We start from the raw sequence: 20,731 nt of genomic DNA, 5'->3' as shown, positions 1-20,731 counted from the left end.
TGTTCACCCATCTTCCTGAAAACAACTATATTCACCTTTATTGTTTACTAAAATGAAGAATTATACGTATTGAATTTTTGTAGGCATTTTTGGATCTGTATCGTGAATTTCAAAGGATTCACCCACTCCAAATCCTTTTTCCTCTAGTACTTGTGATACTGACATACGAGCTAGTTCTTTCATGTTATTATCTAAGCTTAAATGGGCTAAATAAATATGCTTTGTCTCATCTGTAATTACATCTGCCATTGCTAATGCAGCATCTTCATTACAAACATGCCCAACGTCGCTTAAAATACGTCGTTTAATGCTCCATGGGTAACGTCCCATACGAAGCATTTCCACATCATGATTACTTTCAAATACGAAAGCATTAGCTCCCTTAATAACGCCCTTCATACGGTCGCTTACGTATCCCGTATCTGTAATAAGTGCTAATTTCCTATTATTGTTATGGAAAGCATAAAACATCGGTTCTGCCGCATCATGAGAAACTCCAAATGATTCGACTTCAATATCACCAAATGTTTTCACATCCCCAACTGAGAAAATGAATTTTTGCTCAGTTGGGATATTTCCTATTAAATGTTCCATTGCATTCCATGTTTTCTCATTCGCATAAACGGGTAAATCATATTTACGCGCCAATACACCTAACCCTTTAATATGATCACTATGCTCATGTGTTACAAGAATACCTGATACATCATTTATATTCAGTTCTGCTTGTTTAAATAAAGCCTCTGTCGCTTTACCACTTAAACCTGCATCGACTAGTAATTTTTTTTCATCGGTTCCTACGTATAGCATATTTCCTGTACTTCCACTTGCAAGTACGCTAAAATGCAACCCCATTCTTTCTCACTCCAGTATGTTCATCAACCACTTGATTTTCCTTTTCCCCTAATTCCATAACTTGTCCTTCAATTGCATTCACAAAGAAGTCCTGTTTCTGCTCCGTTTTTAAATTCCACGTTGGAGCAAGTACTTGGTTATTAGAAGTAGATGCGGTAAGAGTGGCATAGCCAATTTGTGCTTCTTTAACATGCGTATTTCCATGAATTTTATTTTTTAAATACAAATTTTCTAAAGCTGTTTGAGCCGTAATAATTTCTTGCTCTTTCGTTTTTTCACCTTCGCCCATTTCTTTTAAATCAGTTAGCATTGTCTGCGTATATGAAACAAGTTCATTTTTTTCATTTAATTCCACAACAATCATCGCCTGATTATTATAGAAAATAGGCTTATCTTTATATTTTTGGAAGAAATAAATTTTAGAGTCTTTCACCGCTCCAAATTCATACTTTTGTCCATCCAATACATAGTTCTTCAAAAATTCATTATACTTATCTTTTGATAATGATTTCGTATTTAAAAAAGGCTCTTTTAGCTTACTTTCTATCTTGTACATATTTTGTATATGCGCCGTTTGATTTTTCAAAGACTGTATATCATCTTCTTTAAAGGCTTTATTTTCCGCTCTAATAAACGACTCTTTTTTCGGTTCCTTAGGGATATTCCCTATAGTAATTTTGTTTGCCTTTAATTCTTGATCTATCTTTGTTTCTGCAATAAGCTCCAATTGATTACTATCTTGCTTTTGAATGAATTGAAAAATGAGAAAGAGGTCCAAAACAAAAAAGGTCACAATAAATATGGTTTTAATCCGATCCCAATCCATTTAGTCCTCCCTCACTCCACTCATAGATTTTCTGTTTACCTGTTTCACCTTCAACAAGCTTTACATACCAAATTGGTTGTAGTCGAACTACTTGTCCATCTAGTGATAACTTGTATCCAATACCAATATCCTTAATTACTTGTTTCTTTATCTCTGGATTATTTTCTAGAGATGCTATTACAACATGCCCTGACGGAAGAGTAACCTTCTGTTCTATGCCTTTAGTATTTAAAGACAGCAACGGTCTTTCATATTCCATTACTTCTTCTGATCCCCATTTTTGTCTCAATTCAGCTAATCCATCTGTATTGAATACGGAATATCCATCTTCATGTAAGCGAAACACTGTCTCTCCTTTATTCATATAGTCCAAACGATATGAATCCAAACTTCCACTGTGACCACTTACGAATTCAAAGCTTTTTTGTAACAGCATTAAATTATCTATCGTTTTCTCAGTTAAGACAGAAGAGTTTTTATACTTTAGCATGTGACGATCGTCTTCAATTTCCATAGATCTAATACCATCTGTAAATGTTTCTTTCGATATCTCAGTAATTGGACTTAAATAACGAGGATCACTAAACAGAGCATTCTTAAACGTATCCACTGCTAAATTAGATGAGATATATGTTATATTGTTTAACTCTGTCGTTCCATCTGGTAAAAATAACTTTTTCATATCATTGATTTGATAATCAAAATAAGGCTTTGCTGATACTATAAATTGATTTTGGGCATTTACAATATCTTTTAAATACACGCCACTTAATTTTGCCTCATATATTTTAAAGTTATCACCATCAGAAACAAAGTTAATTTTAATTTCTTGATCCTTACTTCTAGAAGGATCAAGAAGAATACGATTAAAATGTTTAGGCTTATCTGTACCTTTCTCTTTCATGTTAAACATGGATTTAACTGCATCAAATGGGATATCGGTAGGGAAAACAAGTTCAATTTTCCCTTCACCATGCACATAGGACAGGAAATCACCCTTAGTGATTGATATCTCTCTAAACTCATGTAGTTCCCCTACTTCCAGAGGCTTATAGATTGATTCTATATCTGCCTCTCTTCTGCTCCCATAATGATTTTTATCTTTATGCACGATGATAGAAGTAGGACGGACAACATCGGCAATTTTAGTTTGATTCGTTCCTTCATTGCCCTGTACAAATTTCGCGTTTTGCATGGATGTAGAATCTGGCACATACGTCCATAGGTTAAAAGTAAGAAATAGGCTAATTACGACTAGGTTAATTAAAACTATTGTTTTAAAGTTTTCCATACTCATTCCCAATCGTCCTCTTCATCTGCTGCCATTGGTAACGTGAAATAAATAGTTGTCCCTTTTCCTTCTTCACTCTTCGCCCAAATAGAGCCACCATGTGCCTCAATCATTTCTTTTGCAATTGCTAATCCAAGTCCCGTACCACCCATTTGTCTTGAACGAGCTTTATCTACGCGATAAAAACGTTCAAAGATTTTATCAACGTTTTCTTTTGGAATACCCATTCCTTGGTCACTTACGCTAATTTCTAATAAATCACCGCGATCACGTAAGCGATATGTTACTGTTCCACCTTCTGGTGAATACTTTAATGCGTTAGAAATAATGTTATACAGCACTTGAGTAATTTTGTCAGTATCCATATCAATAAACCTAGATTTTTTAGAGAAAGATCGTTTGAAACTTACATTTTGCTCTTTAGACATTTCAAAGCGATCAATAACATTATTAAAGAAATCAGTAAAGTCGACCCATTCTTTCATTAAACGGTGCTCTGTACTATCAAGTTTAGATAGCTGTAACAACGCATTTACAAGTCTAATCATTCTTTCTGTTTCTTCTTGTGTAACCGTTAAAAATTGTGGTGCAATATTCGGATCCTGCCACGCTCCATCTGTAAGTGCCTCTAAATAACTGCGCATCGTCGTTAATGGCGTCCTTAATTCATGAGAGACATTCGCCACAAACTCACGGCGTTCCCCTTCTATACGCTCCTGCTCTGTTACATCATATAGTACAGCAATTAAGCCATTGGCCTTCCCTGTTTCTTTTTGAATAACAGAGAAACTAGCACGTAAAATATATGGTTCGTTTCTCGTACTAAAATCTAATAACACAGAATCTGGCTCTTCATATAAATGATCGAGCGTAAATTCTTCCTGTATCCCTAATACCTCTAAAACAGATTGATCGAGCGCTGTTTCACGAGAAACATTTAACATCTTTTCCGCAGGGTCATTTAGTAAAATAATATCCCCTTTTCGGTCAGTAGCAATTACTCCATCTGTCATATGTGATAAAACGGATGATAATTTGCGCCTTTCACTTTCTGTAGAAGAACGAGCTTGTTGTAATTTTTTTGATAAATTATTGAAGGATAATGCCAGTTGTCCAATTTCATCATGGCTATGCACTTTTACTTTTCTCGAATAATTTCCTTTTGCCATTTCGATTGCTTGTCTCCGCATATCTGAAATTGGTCTTGTAATTGTTTGAGCCAATAAAATCCCAAGTACGGCCGTTACTAATAAGGCAATTACTGTTCCCGTAGCAAAAATTTGATTTATATCCTTCATTTGTTTATATACATCTTCCATAGATGCAACGATGTATATAACACCAAGCGCATCCTTGCCATTATCATCTAGAATCGGAGTAAGCATAACTTGAACACGATGGCCTGTACTACCATCCTTCTCAATTTTCACTTCTGGCTTTTTTTGTACTAACACTCGCTGAACAGCTATATCAGTTGATGTTCTATTCACCTTATTCTGCTTTGATTCATCTGAAATAGCCAATAACTTTCTATGCGAATCAAATACACTTACCTCTTGTATAACTTTCTTTTGATCAGAGGCAAATTTTCGAATAGAAGTTTTAATGGTTTCATCTGTTGACTCTGTTTCTGCTTTTGTATAACTTTTTTTAAACTCTTGTTTCAAGTTATATGATAATAAGTTTGTTTGCTGCGTTAAAGAATCCCTAAAACCTTGTACTAGGCTCTTCTCTAATTCCCTTACGAAATAAACCCCAATAACTTGCATCGCTATTAATATTAATAGCATATATATAAGCACAAATTTTAAATGAATAGATTGAAAAAAACCAACTTTCTTCATATACTATTCCTGCTCTGGGTCACGCAAGTAATACCCTACTCCACGTCTAGTTACAATTAAAGTAGGATGGCTTGGATTATCTTCAATTTTTTCACGCAAACGACGTACTGTTACGTCTACTGTGCGCACATCTCCAAAATAGTCATAACCCCAAACTGTTTGTAATAAATGTTCGCGTGTCATAACTTGTCCTAAATGTTTCGCTAAATAATGTAGCAACTCAAATTCACGATGTGTAAGCTCGATATTTTCCTCGCGCTTCGTTACACTATATGCATTTGGATTAATAACAATTGGTCCAATAACCATTTCTGTATTTTCTTCTTTTTCTGCAGAACCACCTTGTTGATGACGGCGTAAATTCGCCTTCACACGAGCAAGTAATTCCCTCGTACTAAATGGCTTCGTTACATAATCATCTGCCCCAAGCTCAAGCCCTAATACTTTATCAATCTCAGAGTCCTTTGCTGTAAGCATAATAATCGGCATTTCTGAACTTTTACGTATTTCACGGCAAACCTCTAATCCATCTTTACCCGGTAGCATAATATCTAATAAAACCATATCTGGTTGTTCTTCATTAGCTTTTTCAATTGCTTCATCACCATCATGCGCCATTACTATTTCAAAACCTTCTTTTTCTAGATTAAACTTCAAAATATCTGCAATCGGCTTTTCATCATCAACTACTAAAATTTTCTTTCCCATCATCGTCTATTTCCTCCTTATAAAAATATGGTCAATAATCCCTAAACATATCGATGTTTACATAGTATGTCCTATATGACCGCATCCTTTGTTTAAGTATTTTCTCCTCTATTCTCATAGACTCATGTATGATCCACTTTTACACGGCATCCTATACGATCTATAGAAAAACCTCTAGCTTCAACTGCTAGAGGCTCCTCGTTCTATTTTAAAATAACTACTCAGTTTTGTAAAATTACATAAATAAAAAGGATATTAAGTGGGCCCACTTAATATCCTGAGAGTGGCTCGGGACGGAATCGAACCGCCGACACGAGGATTTTCAGTCCTCTGCTCTACCGACTGAGCTACCGAGCCAAAACTATATATAAAACCACTAATGGTGGTATAAACAAAAGTGGCGGTCCCGACCGGGGTCGAACCGGCGATCTCCTGCGTGACAGGCAGGCATGTTAACCACTACACCACGGGACCAAAAATAAGCATAAAAAAAACATGACCCGTACGGGATTCGAACCCGTGTTACCGCCGTGAAAGGGCGGTGTCTTAACCACTTGACCAACGGGCCACGAAAAATAAAATGGTGAGCCATGAAGGATTCGAACCTTCGACCCTCTGATTAAAAGTCAGATGCTCTACCAACTGAGCTAATGGCTCATACTCACCAACGTCATATTTTCGTGACGACAAGATGTATCATAACATGTATTCTGTATTCTTCGCAATACTTTTTTTCATTTTTTTATAAAAGATAAGAAAAAACTCATGCGGACATGAGTTTTTTCTAAAAATATCAATTAAGCTTCGTATACATTACGAACAATATTCGTTTGGTTACGATCTGGTCCAACTGAGAACATAGATAATTGAATTCCTGTTAACTCAGAAACACGTTCTACGTATTTTCTTGCATTTTCAGGAAGCTCGTCTAATGATTTTACACCAGTAATATCTTCTGTCCAACCTGGAAGCTCTTCATATACAGGCTCACATTTCGCTAAAATGTTTAAGTTTGCTGGAACTTCATCGATAACTTCGCCATTGTATTTGTAAGCAACACAAATTTTAAGAGTTGGAATATCTGTTAGAACGTCGATAGAATTTAATGATAGATCCGTTAAACCACTAACACGACGCGCATGTCTTACAACAACGCTATCGAACCAACCTACGCGGCGCGGACGACCAGTTGTTGTTCCGTACTCACGACCAACTTCACGAATTTGATGACCAATTTCATCATTAAGTTCAGTAGGGAATGGACCGTCACCAACACGGCTTGTATATGCTTTACATACACCTACAACGCGAGTAACTTTCGCAGGGCCAACTCCAGTTCCAACTGTTACACCACCCGCAATCGGGTTAGAAGATGTAACGAACGGGTACGTACCGTGGTCAATATCAAGCATAACACCTTGTGCACCTTCAAATAATACACGGTGATTGTTATCTAGTGCATCATTTAATACAACAGATGTGTCGCATACATATTGTGCGATTTGTTGTCCATATTCGAAGTACTCTTCAAAGATTTCCTCTACGCTGAAACCTTCTGTATCGTACATTTTTTCAAACAAACGATTTTTCTCTACTAAATTGCGCTCAAGCTTCTCTTTAAATGCTTCACGGTCTAAAAGATCAGCCATACGGATACCAATACGAGCAGCTTTATCCATATATGCAGGACCGATACCTTTTTTCGTTGTACCGATTTTGTTATCACCTTTACTAGCCTCTTCTAACTCATCTTGTTTTAAGTGATAAGGTAAAATAACGTGTGCACGGTTACTTACACGTAAATTATCAGTACTTACACCACGGTCGTGTAAGTATTTTAACTCTTCAAGTAATGCTTTCGGATCTACTACTAAGCCATTTCCGATTACACAAATTTTCTCTTTATAGAAAATACCAGATGGAATTAAGTGTAACTTATATTTAACTCCGCCGAAAACAATTGTATGTCCCGCGTTATTTCCACCTTGATATCTTGCAACTACTTCCGCATGCTCAGAAAGAAAATCAGTGATTTTACCTTTTCCTTCGTCGCCCCATTGTGTTCCTACAACTACTACTGAAGACATTATTAAAGCACCTCCGCAATTTTCAAACGATCTATTCAAACAATATAATTGTACCAAAACCGAAAAAGAAGTCAACCAAAAAGCGAACATTTTTTTATTAAAAATCATTTTCGTTCGTAAGAATTATATTTTCACCTTATGAAAGCCTTATCTTTATCCCATAAAAAAAGAAACACATCTTATTATAAGAAATGTGTTTCTTTTTTATACTGCCTTTATGCCCCATCCTCAAAGCGTCGTTCTAAATTAACGAATTTATTAAATTCTTTAACAAACGCAAGCTCTACTGAACCTACCGGACCATTACGTTGTTTTGCAATGATAATTTCAATCGTATTTTTATTTTCCGTTTCACGGTCATAGTAATCTTCACGATATAGGAAAGCTACAATATCAGCATCCTGCTCAATACTACCAGATTCACGAATATCAGACATCATCGGGCGTTTATCCTGACGAGATTCTACACCACGAGATAACTGTGATAAGGCAATAACAGGCACTTGCAATTCACGCGCAATCCCTTTTAAAGTACGAGAAATCTCAGATACCTCCTGCTGACGGTTCTCACCTGATTTCCCACTTCCTTGAATAAGCTGTAAGTAGTCAATTAAAACCATACCAAGACCTTGTTCTTGCTTTAGTCTACGACATTTCGCTCGAATCTCATTTACCTTAATTCCTGGTGTATCATCAATATATATACCGGCATTTGAAAGACTACCCATCGCCATTGTTAATTTCGCCCAATCATCAGAAGTTAATGACCCGGTACGAAGTCTTTGCGCATCGATATTTCCTTCTGCACAAAGCATACGCATAACAAGCTGATCGGAGCCCATCTCCAAACTAAAAATCGCTACATTTTCATCCGTTTTCGTCGCTACGTTTTGTGCGATATTTAATGAAAATGCAGTTTTCCCTACTGACGGACGTGCTGCTACGATGATTAAATCATTTCGCTGGAAACCTGCCGTCATCTTATCTAATTCAGTAAATCCAGTTGGTATCCCAGTAACTTCACCTTTTTGATTATGCAAAAGTTCAATTTTATCATAAGCATCTACAAGAACATCTTTAATATTTTGAAATGCTTTTGCATTCGTTTGATGGGATACTTCTAATATTTTTTTCTCGGCCTCATTTAAAAGGCCGTCTACGTCATCTTCTCTCTCGTATCCATCCGACACAATATGAGTCGCTGTTCGAATTAAACGACGTAAAAGTGCCTTTTCAGCGATGATACGTGCATAATATTCAACGTTAGCAGCTGTTGGAACAACTTCTGCTAACTCTGCTAGATAAGACACTCCACCAACTTCTTCTAGTAATCCTTGATCAGCCATCGCTGATGTCATTATTACTAAATCGATCGGTTCTCCTTTGTCAGATAACCCAAGCATTACCTCAAAAATCTTTTGATGTTTCGTTCGATAGAATGAGTCAGGTACCAATAACTCTGATGCTGATGTTAACGCATCTTGATCAATTAATATGGCCCCTAAAACCGCCTGCTCGGCTTCTATATTATGCGGAGGGGTACGATCAGCAAGTACATCACTCATACGCAATCCTCCTTGCTTAATTTATTTTTATTGTTCACTAACATGAACTTTTACTGTCGCTGTTACTTGCGGATGCAATTTCACTGTTACATTTGTGTAGCCTAATGCACGGATTGCATCATCCATTTCAAATTTACGTTTATCAAGTTTAATTTTATGTGATTTTTGCATCGCATCTACGATTTGTTTGCTCGTAATAGAACCGAATAAACGGCCACCTTCTCCAGATTTCGCTTTTACTTCTACAGTTAATTTCTCTAATGTTTCTTTCAGCTCTTTTGCATTCTCAACTTCTGCTGCTGCATCTTTTTCTTCTTTACGCTTTTGAGCTTCTAAAGTTTTCATACTGCTATTTGTTGCTTCAGCAGCCAATCCCTGTTTTAGTAAGAAGTTATTTGCATAGCCATCTGGTACGTTTTTTACTTCTCCTTTTTTACCTTTACCTTTTACGTCTTTTAGAAAAATTACTTTCATGATTGTGTGCCTCCCTGTAAATAGTCATCAATAACAAATCGAAGCTTCTCCTCGGCTTCATCTACTGTAACATTTTTCATTTGTGTGGCTGCATTCGTCAAATGCCCGCCACCACCTAAGTTTTCCATAATTAGCTGCACATTCACTTCACCTAAAGACCTGCTGCTAATTCCAATGAGATTCTCGCCACGTTTCGCAACAACAAATGATGCAATAATTCCTGTCATTGTTAATAACGTGTCAGCTGATTGCGCAATAAGCACTTGATCGTAGTAATCATCACTATCAACTTTAGCAATCGCAATTCCATTTTTATAAATGTACGCATTTTTTATAGCTTTTGCAACCCGTAAATACTGATCCATATCTTCCTTTAAAAGTTCTTGTACAAGTACAGTATCTGCACCATGTGAGCGTAAATAGGAAGCAGCATCAAACGTACGAGCCCCCGTCCGGAATGTGAAACTTTTCGTGTCGACAATAATCCCCGCTAACAATGCCGTTGCTTCTAACATTGTCATCTTTAAATTTTTCGGTTGATACTCAAGCAATTCTGTAACCAGTTCTGCCGTTGAAGAAGCATATGGTTCCATATAAACTAGCAATGGATCTTCAATAAAATCTTCTCCACGGCGATGATGATCGATAACTACTACATTTTCAATTTTATGTAACAATTTTTGTTCCATCACCATAGAAGGTTTATGTGTATCAACAACAACAAGTAATGACTCATCATTCGCAAATTCCATCGCTTGCTCTGGAGTAATAAAGTGAGACCATAATTCCTCATTTTGTTTCACTTTGTCCATCAAGCGTTTAATTCCCTTATCAGAATCATTTTCATCTAATACAATATATCCTTTACGCTCGTTTAATTGAGCCACTTTTAAAATACCAATCGCAGCACCAATTGCGTCCATATCAGGAGCCCTATGCCCCATGATAATGACATTACTACTTTCTAATACTAAATCCTTTAACGCATGCGAAATGACCCTAGCACGTACACGGGTACGCTTTTCAACCGGATTTGTCTTGCCTCCATAGAACTTAACTTTACCTGTCGCTTGTTTAATAGCTACTTGATCTCCCCCGCGTCCAAGCGCAAGGTCTAAACCAGATTGAGCCATTGCCCCAAGCTCTGACAAAGGTAAATCACCTGATCCGACACCTACACTTAATGTAAGTGGTATATTCCTTTTAGATGTTTCTTCACGCACCTGATCTAAAATACTAAATTTCCCTTTCTCCATTTGCGTCAGAATACTTTCATTTAGCACAACGAAGAATCTTTCTGAAGATGCACGTTTTAAATACGCACCATACTTAAGTGCCCATTCATTTAGTCGCGATGTCACAAGACTTGTTATATTCGTACGTAATTGATCATCTAATCCTTGTGTAACTTCATCATAATTATCCAAATAAATTACAGCTAAAACAGTACGTTGATCCTCATACATCTTTTCGATTTCTGTTTGTTCCGTTACATCAAAGAAATAAATTAACTTTTCTTCTTTCCTTACAAAAACGCGAAACTTTCGATTATTTAAAGAGACTATATCATCAGAAGTTTCTCCTTTAATGAAAAGAAGTAATGTTTCTGATACATCGTAAAGGTGCCATCCAGCTAATGCATGCTGTCCCAGACATGAAGATAAATAAGGATTTGCCCAATCAATCCCATAATCCTTATTGTATAACAAAATACCAATCGGCATTTGGTTAAATGCTTCATTACTTACTTTCTTTACTCTTGTAATCATATCTGTAGTATGCTTTTCGAAATTCCTTTGAAAATTAAGTTCAAATCGTATAACGATAAAAAATACGATACAAAAAATGACAAAAGCAGCTATTCCCATAATTAAATGAAAATAACAGAGAATTGAAATGAGCACAAACACAAAAAATGCCAATACATAAACAGGATATAAAAACCACTGTTTCTTATCAAATTCAGGCATGTATACAACTCCTATAAAGTAAAACTAACTCACCTTCCAGTTAGTTAAACAGATTAAAATAGTATAAGGAATATTGTTTTATCCCCCTATTTTAGAACGCAATGAAATCCCTAAGTCAATTATACCTAAGATTGTCACAAGAGGAAACAGCATCGGAATAAACATGCATGCAATAAAACTAATAATAGGAATCCCTTTAGTAAAACCTTTTCTATACGCTAAAAAGGCAATAAATGTCAGACCTTGCAGTACAAGCAATAGTGTAAATATGACATTTAGGTTAGAAAATACCATATGTAAATATGATGTTGGTTCTACTTTTATAAAAGTTGCTAACAAAATAAATATAACGTAATACCAAACAATACTCTTTGGTAATTGTATATCTTTAAATTTAGGCCAAGGTATAATGTCATGTTTTAACTTTTTCAAAACACTACCTGATATTATCACTGTAATCCAAGAAAAACATACTGAAACTAGAACAAGTATACTTGGAAATAACGATTGTAATATATCATTCATTTGTGTAAGTAACTCTTTTTGTTCCTTACTAATCGGCATACCTGTAGCACTTACTATCTTTTCACTTTGCACCATACTTTCACTAAACATACTTTGCATTTGCTTCATTATATCTATGTTGAAAAACTTTATACTCGCAACATAAATAAGTACAAAACCAATTAAGTATGCAAGCGTCCCCGCTATTAAGATTTCTACTGACTTTTTTCTTGTTTTATACATATATCCTAAAACAATCCCTATCAATCCAAACATAATTGTCTTCACTAAATTCATGGGTTGACTCACAATAATAGTAACAAAAAGTGATGCTACAAAAATCATGAGCACATTAGATAGTTTATGTCTTATCGTTAATAGTATAAATGGTAACGGCAACGCAAAAGTTACAACAGTACCCAAAATCGGAACATACATAGATATAAGCAATAAAATTGCATATATAGCTAATAACGCTGCACCTTCTGTAATAAACTTTGTTTGTTTCACATTTTAACCTCTCTTTCAAAAAAGAAAAGCATAGCAAAATGCACAGTAGAGTCGGACTCTACTGTGCATTTCATACGCTATTATTCACCAACATATGGTAAAAGTGCCATTTGACGAGCACGTTTAATTGCAACTGTAAGTTTGCGTTGGTATTTTGCGCTTGTCCCTGTTACACGACGAGGTAAAATTTTACCACGCTCAGAAACGAAACGTTTTAATAAATCAACATCTTTATAGTCAATGCGAGTGATGCCGTTAGCTGTGAAGAAACACACCTTACGACGTTTCGCACGTCCACCTTTGCGTCCTGCCATGTCTATTTCCCTCCATTCTTTGTTAAAACTAACAAATTTACTGTATTAGAACGGTAAATCGTCGTCGGAAATGTCGATCGGTTGACCTACATTTGAAAATGGATCGTCATTCTTCGTAAATCCAGAGTTCCCTTGATTACCTTGGTTACCTGAATTACTAGATTGACCAAATGGGTTAGAGCTTTGGTTACCGAAACCAGCTCCTGATGGTTGCTGATTGAATGAACCACGTTGCTCCCCACCGCCATTACGCGGCTCTAAAAATTGTACGCTTTCCGCAAGAACTTCTGTTACATACACACGTTTACCGTCTTGTCCATCGTAATTACGAGTTTGAAGACGTCCATCTACGCCTGCTAAGCTTCCTTTTTTCAAATAATTTGCTACGTTTTCTGCTTGTTTACGCCATATTACACAATTAATAAAGTCAGCTTCACGCTCACCTTGTTGATTCGCAAATGCGCGATTCACAGCTAACGTAAAAGTAGCTACTGCAACACCATTGGGCGTGTAACGTAAGTCAGGGTCCTTAGTTAAACGACCAACGAGGATAACACGATTCATCAATCGAACCACTCTCCCTTATATATCAATTATTTTTCTTCTTCTTTAACAACGATATGACGAAGGATATCTTCGTTGATCTTAGCTAAACGGTCGAATTCGTTAATCGCTTCTGCGTTAGAGTTCACGTTTAAGATCATGTAGAAACCTTCACGTAAGTCGTTGATTTCGTAAGCTAAACGACGCTTACCCCACTCTTTCGTGTTAATGATTTCTGCACCATTGTTTGTTAAAACACCTGCAAAACGTTCAACTAAAGCTTTTTGAGCTTCTTCTTCAACGCCAGGACGAATGATGTACATAATTTCGTACTTTCTCATTACACTTTCACCTCCTTTTGGTCTAAACGGCCCATAATGGGCAAGGAGCAATTAATTTATAGTAATTACTCACGAGTTTAGATTATATCATAGTAAGTTATATGAATCAACTCACCAATACATAAAAAACTTGGCAAACATATAATATATTTGCCAAGCTCATATCTTTATTTTTCCTAGGAAATATTAAATTAAACGTTAAAACGGAAGTGCATAACATCTCCATCTTTTACGATATACTCTTTTCCTTCTAAACGTACTTTTCCAGCTTCTTTTGCAGCTGTCATAGAACCGTTTGTCATTAAGTCATCGTAAGAAACTGTTTCTGCACGAATAAATCCACGCTCAAAGTCTGTATGAATAACACCAGCACATTGTGGTGCCTTCATACCTTGTTTAAATGTCCAAGCACGTACTTCTTGAACGCCAGCTGTAAAGTAAGTAGCAAGTCCTAATAGGTCATATGCTGCACGAATTAATTGATCTAAACCAGACTCTTCAATACCTAGTTCTTCAAGGAATACTTTTTTCTCTTCCTCGTCTAATTCAGCGATTTCTGATTCGATTTTTGCACATACAACGATTACTTGAGAATTTTCATTTTCTGCAAATTCTTTTACCATTTGTACGTATTTATTTTCCGAAGGATCGATAATATCGTCTTCACTTACGTTCGCTACGTATAACATTTCTTTTGTTGTAAGTAAATGAAGGCCTTTAACAATCTTCATCTGCTCTTCTGTAAATTCAACAGTACGAGCCGGTTTCCCCTCTTCAAAAGCCTCTTTTAAACGAACTAAAATTTCATGCTCATATACAGCTTCTTTATCTTTTTGTCTTGCTAATTTCGCAACACGCTCGATACGCTTATCAACAGACTCTAAGTCCGCTAAAATTAGCTCTAAGTTGATTGTTTCGATATCATCAATTGGATCTACTTTCCCTGAAACGTGCGTAATATTTTCGTCTTCAAAACAACGAACAACTTGGCAAATTGCATCTACTTGACGAATGTGAGATAAGAATTTATTTCCTAAACCTTCACCTTTACTAGCACCTTTTACGATACCTGCAATATCAGTAAACTCAAATACAGTCGGAACAGTCTTTTTCGGTTCTACTAATTCCGTTAATTTATTTAAACGCTCATCTGGTACTTCTACAATCCCTACGTTTGGATCAATTGTACAGAATGGATAGTTCGCAGATTCTGCTCCTGCTTGTGTAATTGCATTAAATAAAGTGGACTTCCCTACGTTAGGTAATCCAACAATCCCAGCCGTTAATCCCATATTTTTCACTCCTATGTCTCAATCTTTCATCATTATAGATAGTAACGAAAAAAATGACAAGTTTCCGCCAAACGAAAAAAAGTAACAGTTACCTACTGTAACTGTTACTCTCTCTCTATTCTTCGTGCTTCACAAGTATTTTTTTCACCTTACGATCAAACTCTCTTCGAGTAATCATTACTGAATGGTCACATCCCTCGCACTTAATGCGGATATCCATTCCCATACGAATAATTTTCCAACGATTCTCGCCACATGGATGTGCTTTCTTCATTTCCACAACATCGTACAAGTTATATTCCTTTTGCTCCACTCTTCAAACTCCTCCTCTCCATACTAAATTGCTTTTCCACTAACCAATTCTTCACGATTATATAAAACCATACGTGGATATGGAATTTCAATTCCATGTAAATCAAGACGATTTTTAATCTCTTTACGAAGTGCCCTTGCAATAACTGCATGTTGCATCGGCTCTACTTCAGCAATAACGCGTAATATAACTTCTGATGCAGCTAACGTTTGCACACCTAATAATTGAGGTGTTGTTACCATTTTTTCGTACTTTGAAGGTAACTCTACTAATAAATCTTCAATAACCTGCTCTGCTTTCGCAATATCAGCCTCATATGAAATAGATACATCAACAAATGCTACACTATTACTAACTGAGTAGTTAGTAACTTGAATAATACTTCCGTTTGGTAAAGTATGAATTTCACCTGTCCAACTCTTTACTTTCGTTGTACGAAGTCCAATTTCTAAAACGACTCCTTCAAATTGACCGATTTTAACATAATCGCCAACTGAAAACTGATCTTCTAGCAAAATAAATAAACCTGTAATAACGTCCTTCACTAAACTTTGAGCACCAAATCCGACTGCTAAACCAATTACCCCGGCACCCGCTAATAAACCTGATGCATTAATATCAAACACACCTAAAATCGCAATCAGCATAATAAACATAACAACGTACGCTACAATATTTTCAAGTAATTTCGCTACTGTAACTGTACGACGTTCTGAAATTTGAATTGGAGAACGACTCCCCATACGAAACGCATTTCGTACAACCGCTCTTGCAATTCGCACAACAACTGCACCGATTATTAAAATAATACATATTTTTAATGTCGCAACTCCAATATGAGCCCAACGATCAGCATCTAATAAATACTGTTTCGTAGAATTAAACCACTTCGTTAATAAATCCATGTACCTCTACCTCTCTAGCTAAAATTTCTTTTTAGTTATCCTTATTATTGTATCAGAAGTCCTCTAATTGCTGAAAAAATTTTATGATTTTAATCCTATTTTACCCCCGCCATTCAGGTATAAAATGGAACGAATATATATATACTAGTACTATTATTTCCGTTTTCATTCACATTTTGCAAAAATTACGCACTTATAGATTTCCATTTTTCTCACCATATAACATATATTGAAAATTTATTAAAAGGATGGGTGCTTCATGAATATTGGAAGTTTTCGCTTACCATTTTTTGAGAAAGAAACTCAAAACGTTATGCACCAGGATCTAGAAGCCTCTGAGATAATCAGTAATTTCTTACTTACCCACATTCCTATTAAAACTAATATACCACTCATTCTCGTTTGTATCGGAACAGATCGTTCTACAGGTGACGCACTCGGCCCGTTAGTTGGTACAAAACTTGAACAAATAGACATCAAAAACCTCCAAGTATTCGGTACACTAGATGAGCCAGTACATGCGCTAAATTTAGAAGAAAAAATTCAAAATATACAGAAAGAATATCCTGCTGCATTTATAATTGCTGTTGATGCATGTTTAGGAAAGTCTCAAAATATCGGGTCAATCACTACTGGAAAGGGCCCTAGTAAGCCTGGAGCTGCTATGAATAAGAAATTACCTGCAGTTGGTGATCTGCATATACACGGTATCGTCAATCTAAATGGGTTTATGGAGTTTTTCGTTCTTCAAAATACAAGATTAAGTTTAGTTATGAAAATGGCCGATGTAATCGCACAAAGTATAAAAGAGACGGATCAAAAATTATCCGCACTAAAAAAAGCAAACCATCTATAAATAATAAGATGGTTTGCTCTTTATTTTTTTTGTGATAATAGTTCTAAAATACGATTCAAATCTTCTTTATTAAAAAATTCAATTTCGATTTTACCTTTTTCTTTTTTCGTCTCTTTAATTTTCACATCTGTGCCAAACTTTTCTCTTAAGAACGTTTCACGTTCTACGAAAAATATATTTCGCTCTTTTTTCACTTTTTTTGTTTCACGTGAAACGTGTTGATTAATCTCTTGGACGATTTTCTCTAATTGACGAACATTTAATCCTTCTTTTTCAATGCGTTTCAATAAGGACTTCAATTGTTCTTCATCTTTTATCGTAAGTAAAGTTCTCCCATGAGCCATTGAAAGTTGACCATTTGCAATCATATCTTGGACGAACGAAGGGAGGCTTAATAACCGAGTATAATTTGCAATGTAAGGTCTGCTTTTGCCAAGACGTTTCGCTAATTGTTCTTGCGTTACATTTAGCTCATTCATTAACATCTGGTATGCCATTGCCTCTTCCATAGGATTTAAATCTTCTCGTTGTAAGTTTTCTAACAAAGCAAATTCCATCATTTGCTGTTCAGTTAATTGTCTTACAACCGCAGGTACCTTTTCTAAACCAGCCTCTTTTGCAGCACGAAATCGTCTTTCACCTGCAACGATTTCATATCCTTTAATACTCTTCCTAGCAATTAATGGTTGTAGAATACCGTGTTCCTTAATCGAAATTGCTAATTCCTGAATAGCCTCTTTATTAAAGTGTTTACGCGGTTGATATGGATTTGGCCTTAATTCAGTTACAAGAATCTCCTGAATTGTTTCCTCTTCTTTCACATCTAAATCAGGAAAAAACACATTAATTCCTCTTCCTAATCCCTTAGCCACCTGCAATCACTTCCTCTGCTAAATCTATATATACTTCTGCTCCTCTTGATTTAGCGTCATACTGCATAATAGGTTTCCCATGACTTGGAGCCTCACTCAAGCGTACATTACGCGGAATAATCGAGCGATATACTTTATCCCTAAAATACTTTTTCACTTCATCTATAACTTGGATCCCTAAATTTGTACGGGCATCCAACATCGTTAACAATACACCTTGAATTGCTAAATTTTTATTTAAATGTTTTTGTACAAGTCGAACTGTATTTAATAGCTGACTTAACCCTTCTAGTGCGTAATATTCACACTGTACAGGAATAATAACAGAATCTGCTGCTGTTAATGCATTAATTGTTAATAACCCTAAAGATGGGGGACAGTCGATAATAATATAATCATATTCATCACGAACTGGCTGTAATGCTCTTTGTAAACGTACTTCCCGGGAAATAGTCGGTACCAATTCAATTTCAGCACCAGCCAATTGAATTGTAGCGGGTAGAACATCTAAGTTTTCCGTTGCGGTTTTCTGTATAACCCCTTGAACATCTGCATCTTCCACAAGAACGTTGTAAATACATTGATCTAATTCAGATTTTTCAATTCCCACACCAGTCGTTGCATTTCCTTGAGCATCAATATCTACAAGAAGGACTTTTTTACCTACTTGCGCCAATCCAGCCCCTAAATTAACAGATGTTGTGGTTTTTCCAACACCGCCTTTTTGATTAGCAATAGCAATGATTTTTCCCATGATGTCACCTACTTTCAACCTTTCTATCTTATTCTAATAACAATTACGTTTATTGTAACATGAAATAAAACTTTTTCTTTTACGTCCTTTATTAAACTTCAAAATTTATTTCTAAACTCCTTCTTCATTTAACAAGAAAATATAGTAAAAGAGACCTCTCCAATAGGATAAGGTCTCTAACACGTCGTTATTATTTTTTCTTTGGAATTTTAATTGTAATTTGATAGTACTCATCAAATTCTTCTTCCTCAGAATTAACATTCAAACCACTTTCAGTAACCATTTGTAAAGATTGTCTAATTGTATTCATAGCAATCCTCGTATCTCGACTTACTGCTTTTTGCTTTGCCTTACGCTTCGGTTTTGCTTCCCCTAGTAACTTCGCAATTCGTTCTTCTGTTTGCTTTACATTCAGTTGTTTCTCCACAATTTCCTGTAAAACCTTCAGTTGTAATTCCTCATTTTTTAAAGGAATGAGAGCGCGGGCGTGACGTTCTGTAATGCTTTTTTCTAATAATGCACTTTTTATTTCTTCAGGCAACTTTAACAATCGCAACTTATTTGCGATTGTAGATTGTCCTTTTCCAAGTCGTTGTGCCAATGCTTCTTGTGTTAAATTATGTAACTCAATCAGCTTTTGATATGCCACAGCTTCCTCGATTGCCGTTAGTTCCTCACGTTGCAAGTTTTCAATTAAAGCTACAGAAGCTGTCTCTGTATCATTTAAGTTCTTTATAATTGCAGGAACCTTTTCCCAACCTAACTTTGTTGCCGCACGAAAGCGTCTTTCTCCAGCGATAATCTCGTACTTATCATCCTCATATTGCCTTACAACAATCGGTTGAATAAGTCCATGTGTACGAATCGTTAATGCTAGCTCATCAATACGTGCATCATCAAAAACTGTTCTTGGTTGATAACGGTTAGGGGTAATATTTACTATCGGAATTTCTTGTATTTCTTCATATACCTTTTTATCTATTTCTTCATGGCTTTCGTCTTGTAATTCGAATTCGCTCTCTTTATCTCCAAAGCCAAATAAACGAGAAAACGTATTTTTCATACATATTCCACCACCTTTTAGGCCTATTGACTATTCTCCATAAAATGTTTCCTATGAAACATTTACGTTTTCATTTATATAATTTAATCTTACGTCTAATAAGATTTATTTTTCAATAGGTAATTTATTGGGCGTTCCCGGTTTGCGTGGATATTTCTTTGGTGTCTTGCGCTTTTTCTCGATTAATAAAATATTACGTTCACTCTCTTCAAACGGTAATTGGAACGTAGACATCTCTTTTAACTCTCCGCCTAGCACCTCTAAAGCATACTTACCATTTTCGATTTCTTCATTTGCTGCTGCACCTTTCATTGCAATGAATGTTCCTCCAACTTTTACAAGTGGTAAACATAGCTCACTTAATACAGAAAGACGTGCAACTGCACGTGCCATTACAATATCGTATGATTCACGTACACCTTCTTTTTTCCCAAATGTTTCAGCACGATCATGACAAAATGCAACATCACTTAATTCTAACTTTTGTGCTAAGTGATTTAAGAAATTAATACGTTTTTGCAATGAATCTACAATTGTTACTTTTAAGTGCGGGAAACAGATTTTTAAAGGAATACTTGGGAATCCAGCCCCTGCACCAACATCACAAATTGAGAACGGTTTTGAAAAATCATAATAAAAAGCAGCTGTAATAGAATCAAAAAAGTGTTTTAAGTATACTTCTTCTTTTTCTGTAATAGCCGTTAAGTTCATTTTCTCATTCCACTCTACTAATGTTTCAAAGTAGATTTTGAACTGCTCTAACTGTCTAGAAGAGAGGGTGATCCCCTTCTCTTCTAGCATAGATTGAAATTGTTCTATGTTCATCTAGCAATATCTCCTTACT

At 35.8% G+C, this 20,731-nt stretch carries 21 protein-coding genes and 4 tRNA genes; 1 reads left to right on the top strand and 24 read right to left on the bottom strand.

All coding sequences use genetic code 11. The features are described 5' to 3' along the window. Positions 1-60 precede the first annotated feature (60 nt). From N2V92_RS07665 to N2V92_RS07570, 20 genes are all read right to left on the bottom strand, one after another. Positions 61-855 carry an MBL fold metallo-hydrolase gene (locus tag N2V92_RS07665; RefSeq protein WP_000522837.1) on the bottom strand — a complete coding sequence of 265 codons (795 nt, stop codon included), beginning with the start codon at positions 853-855 and terminating at the stop codon, positions 61-63. After that, on the bottom strand, positions 839-1,681 hold the full coding sequence (locus N2V92_RS07660; protein ID WP_000383719.1) for a two-component system regulatory protein YycI: 843 nt from the start codon (positions 1,679-1,681) through the stop codon (positions 839-841). The genes N2V92_RS07665 and N2V92_RS07660 overlap by 17 nt, the downstream gene beginning before the upstream one ends. Further along, positions 1,662-2,978, bottom strand: coding sequence for a YycH family regulatory protein (locus N2V92_RS07655; protein WP_000061567.1), 1,317 nt, complete (start codon positions 2,976-2,978; stop codon positions 1,662-1,664). Before N2V92_RS07655 ends, N2V92_RS07660 begins: the two co-directional genes overlap by 20 nt. Further along, positions 2,975-4,816 carry a cell wall metabolism sensor histidine kinase WalK gene (gene walK, locus N2V92_RS07650; RefSeq protein WP_000755366.1) on the bottom strand — a complete coding sequence of 614 codons (1,842 nt, stop codon included), beginning with the start codon at positions 4,814-4,816 and terminating at the stop codon, positions 2,975-2,977. Before walK ends, N2V92_RS07655 begins: the two co-directional genes overlap by 4 nt. Before the next feature lie 3 nt (positions 4,817-4,819). Further along, entirely contained in the window at positions 4,820-5,527 is a 708-nt protein-coding gene (gene walR, locus N2V92_RS07645) for a cell wall metabolism DNA-binding response regulator WalR (RefSeq protein WP_000971869.1), read from the bottom strand. A gap of 281 nt (positions 5,528-5,808) precedes the next feature. Beyond that, positions 5,809-5,881 (bottom strand) — tRNA-Phe (locus N2V92_RS07640). A 41-nt stretch (positions 5,882-5,922) separates the two neighbouring features. Continuing rightward, positions 5,923-5,998 (bottom strand) — tRNA-Asp (locus N2V92_RS07635). Between the two features lie 22 nt (positions 5,999-6,020). Next, positions 6,021-6,092 (bottom strand) — tRNA-Glu (locus N2V92_RS07630). Positions 6,093-6,105: 13 nt separating this feature from the next. After that, a tRNA-Lys gene (locus tag N2V92_RS07625) sits at positions 6,106-6,181 on the bottom strand. Between the two features lie 140 nt (positions 6,182-6,321). Beyond that, complete coding sequence (locus N2V92_RS07620) at positions 6,322-7,611, bottom strand: adenylosuccinate synthase (RefSeq protein WP_000100230.1); 1,290 nt, start codon at positions 7,609-7,611, stop codon at positions 6,322-6,324. A 215-nt stretch (positions 7,612-7,826) separates the two neighbouring features. Then, on the bottom strand, positions 7,827-9,176 hold the full coding sequence (gene dnaB / locus N2V92_RS07615; RefSeq protein ID WP_001286147.1) for a replicative DNA helicase: 1,350 nt from the start codon (positions 9,174-9,176) through the stop codon (positions 7,827-7,829). A 27-nt stretch (positions 9,177-9,203) separates the two neighbouring features. Then, on the bottom strand, positions 9,204-9,650 hold the full coding sequence (gene rplI / locus N2V92_RS07610; protein WP_000864237.1) for a 50S ribosomal protein L9: 447 nt from the start codon (positions 9,648-9,650) through the stop codon (positions 9,204-9,206). Continuing rightward, positions 9,647-11,620, bottom strand: a complete 1,974-nt coding sequence (locus N2V92_RS07605) for a DHH family phosphoesterase (protein ID WP_001113785.1) — start codon at positions 11,618-11,620, stop codon at positions 9,647-9,649. Before N2V92_RS07605 ends, rplI begins: the two co-directional genes overlap by 4 nt. A gap of 78 nt (positions 11,621-11,698) precedes the next feature. Continuing rightward, on the bottom strand, positions 11,699-12,634 hold the full coding sequence (locus tag N2V92_RS07600; RefSeq protein ID WP_000814842.1) for a YybS family protein: 936 nt from the start codon (positions 12,632-12,634) through the stop codon (positions 11,699-11,701). Between the two features lie 80 nt (positions 12,635-12,714). Then, positions 12,715-12,948, bottom strand: coding sequence for a 30S ribosomal protein S18 (gene rpsR / locus N2V92_RS07595; protein WP_000918873.1), 234 nt, complete (start codon positions 12,946-12,948; stop codon positions 12,715-12,717). A gap of 45 nt (positions 12,949-12,993) precedes the next feature. Beyond that, complete coding sequence (ssb, locus tag N2V92_RS07590) at positions 12,994-13,515, bottom strand: single-stranded DNA-binding protein (RefSeq protein ID WP_000981963.1); 522 nt, start codon at positions 13,513-13,515, stop codon at positions 12,994-12,996. Between the two features lie 26 nt (positions 13,516-13,541). Then, positions 13,542-13,832: a 30S ribosomal protein S6 gene (gene rpsF / locus N2V92_RS07585; RefSeq protein WP_001233781.1), complete on the bottom strand. Its 291-nt coding sequence runs from the start codon at positions 13,830-13,832 to the stop codon at positions 13,542-13,544. A 191-nt stretch (positions 13,833-14,023) separates the two neighbouring features. Next, positions 14,024-15,124, bottom strand: a complete 1,101-nt coding sequence (gene ychF, locus N2V92_RS07580) for a redox-regulated ATPase YchF (protein ID WP_000524658.1) — start codon at positions 15,122-15,124, stop codon at positions 14,024-14,026. A gap of 115 nt (positions 15,125-15,239) precedes the next feature. Continuing rightward, on the bottom strand, positions 15,240-15,437 hold the full coding sequence (locus tag N2V92_RS07575; RefSeq protein WP_000435486.1) for a DUF951 domain-containing protein: 198 nt from the start codon (positions 15,435-15,437) through the stop codon (positions 15,240-15,242). Between the two features lie 23 nt (positions 15,438-15,460). After that, positions 15,461-16,342, bottom strand: a complete 882-nt coding sequence (locus N2V92_RS07570; RefSeq protein ID WP_000365111.1) for a mechanosensitive ion channel family protein — start codon at positions 16,340-16,342, stop codon at positions 15,461-15,463. 259 nt (positions 16,343-16,601) lie between these two features. On the opposite strand from N2V92_RS07570, the gene yyaC reads away from it, so the two are divergent. After that, positions 16,602-17,198 (top strand): spore protease YyaC, encoded by a 597-nt coding sequence (gene yyaC / locus N2V92_RS07565; protein WP_001020711.1) that lies wholly within the window; start codon positions 16,602-16,604, stop codon positions 17,196-17,198. A gap of 20 nt (positions 17,199-17,218) precedes the next feature. On the opposite strand, the gene spo0J is transcribed toward yyaC, so the two are convergent. From spo0J to rsmG, 4 genes are all read right to left on the bottom strand, one after another. Continuing rightward, positions 17,219-18,070, bottom strand: a complete 852-nt coding sequence (gene spo0J / locus N2V92_RS07560) for a stage 0 sporulation protein Spo0J (protein WP_001051833.1) — start codon at positions 18,068-18,070, stop codon at positions 17,219-17,221. Continuing rightward, entirely contained in the window at positions 18,063-18,824 is a 762-nt protein-coding gene (soj, locus tag N2V92_RS07555; RefSeq protein ID WP_000516114.1) for a sporulation initiation inhibitor protein Soj, read from the bottom strand. The genes spo0J and soj overlap by 8 nt, the downstream gene beginning before the upstream one ends. 190 nt (positions 18,825-19,014) lie before the next feature. Beyond that, positions 19,015-19,887, bottom strand: a complete 873-nt coding sequence (noc, locus tag N2V92_RS07550; RefSeq protein ID WP_016078235.1) for a nucleoid occlusion protein — start codon at positions 19,885-19,887, stop codon at positions 19,015-19,017. A gap of 105 nt (positions 19,888-19,992) precedes the next feature. After that, on the bottom strand, positions 19,993-20,712 hold the full coding sequence (gene rsmG / locus N2V92_RS07545; protein ID WP_001019628.1) for a 16S rRNA (guanine(527)-N(7))-methyltransferase RsmG: 720 nt from the start codon (positions 20,710-20,712) through the stop codon (positions 19,993-19,995). Positions 20,713-20,731: the final 19 nt, after the last annotated feature.

This window comes from Bacillus sp. CH_48 (genome assembly GCF_038008465.1).
GTDB classification, from domain to species: Bacteria; Bacillota; Bacilli; order Bacillales; family Bacillaceae_G; genus Bacillus_A; species Bacillus_A thuringiensis_S.
This window is presented reverse-complemented; position numbering and strand designations above follow the sequence as displayed.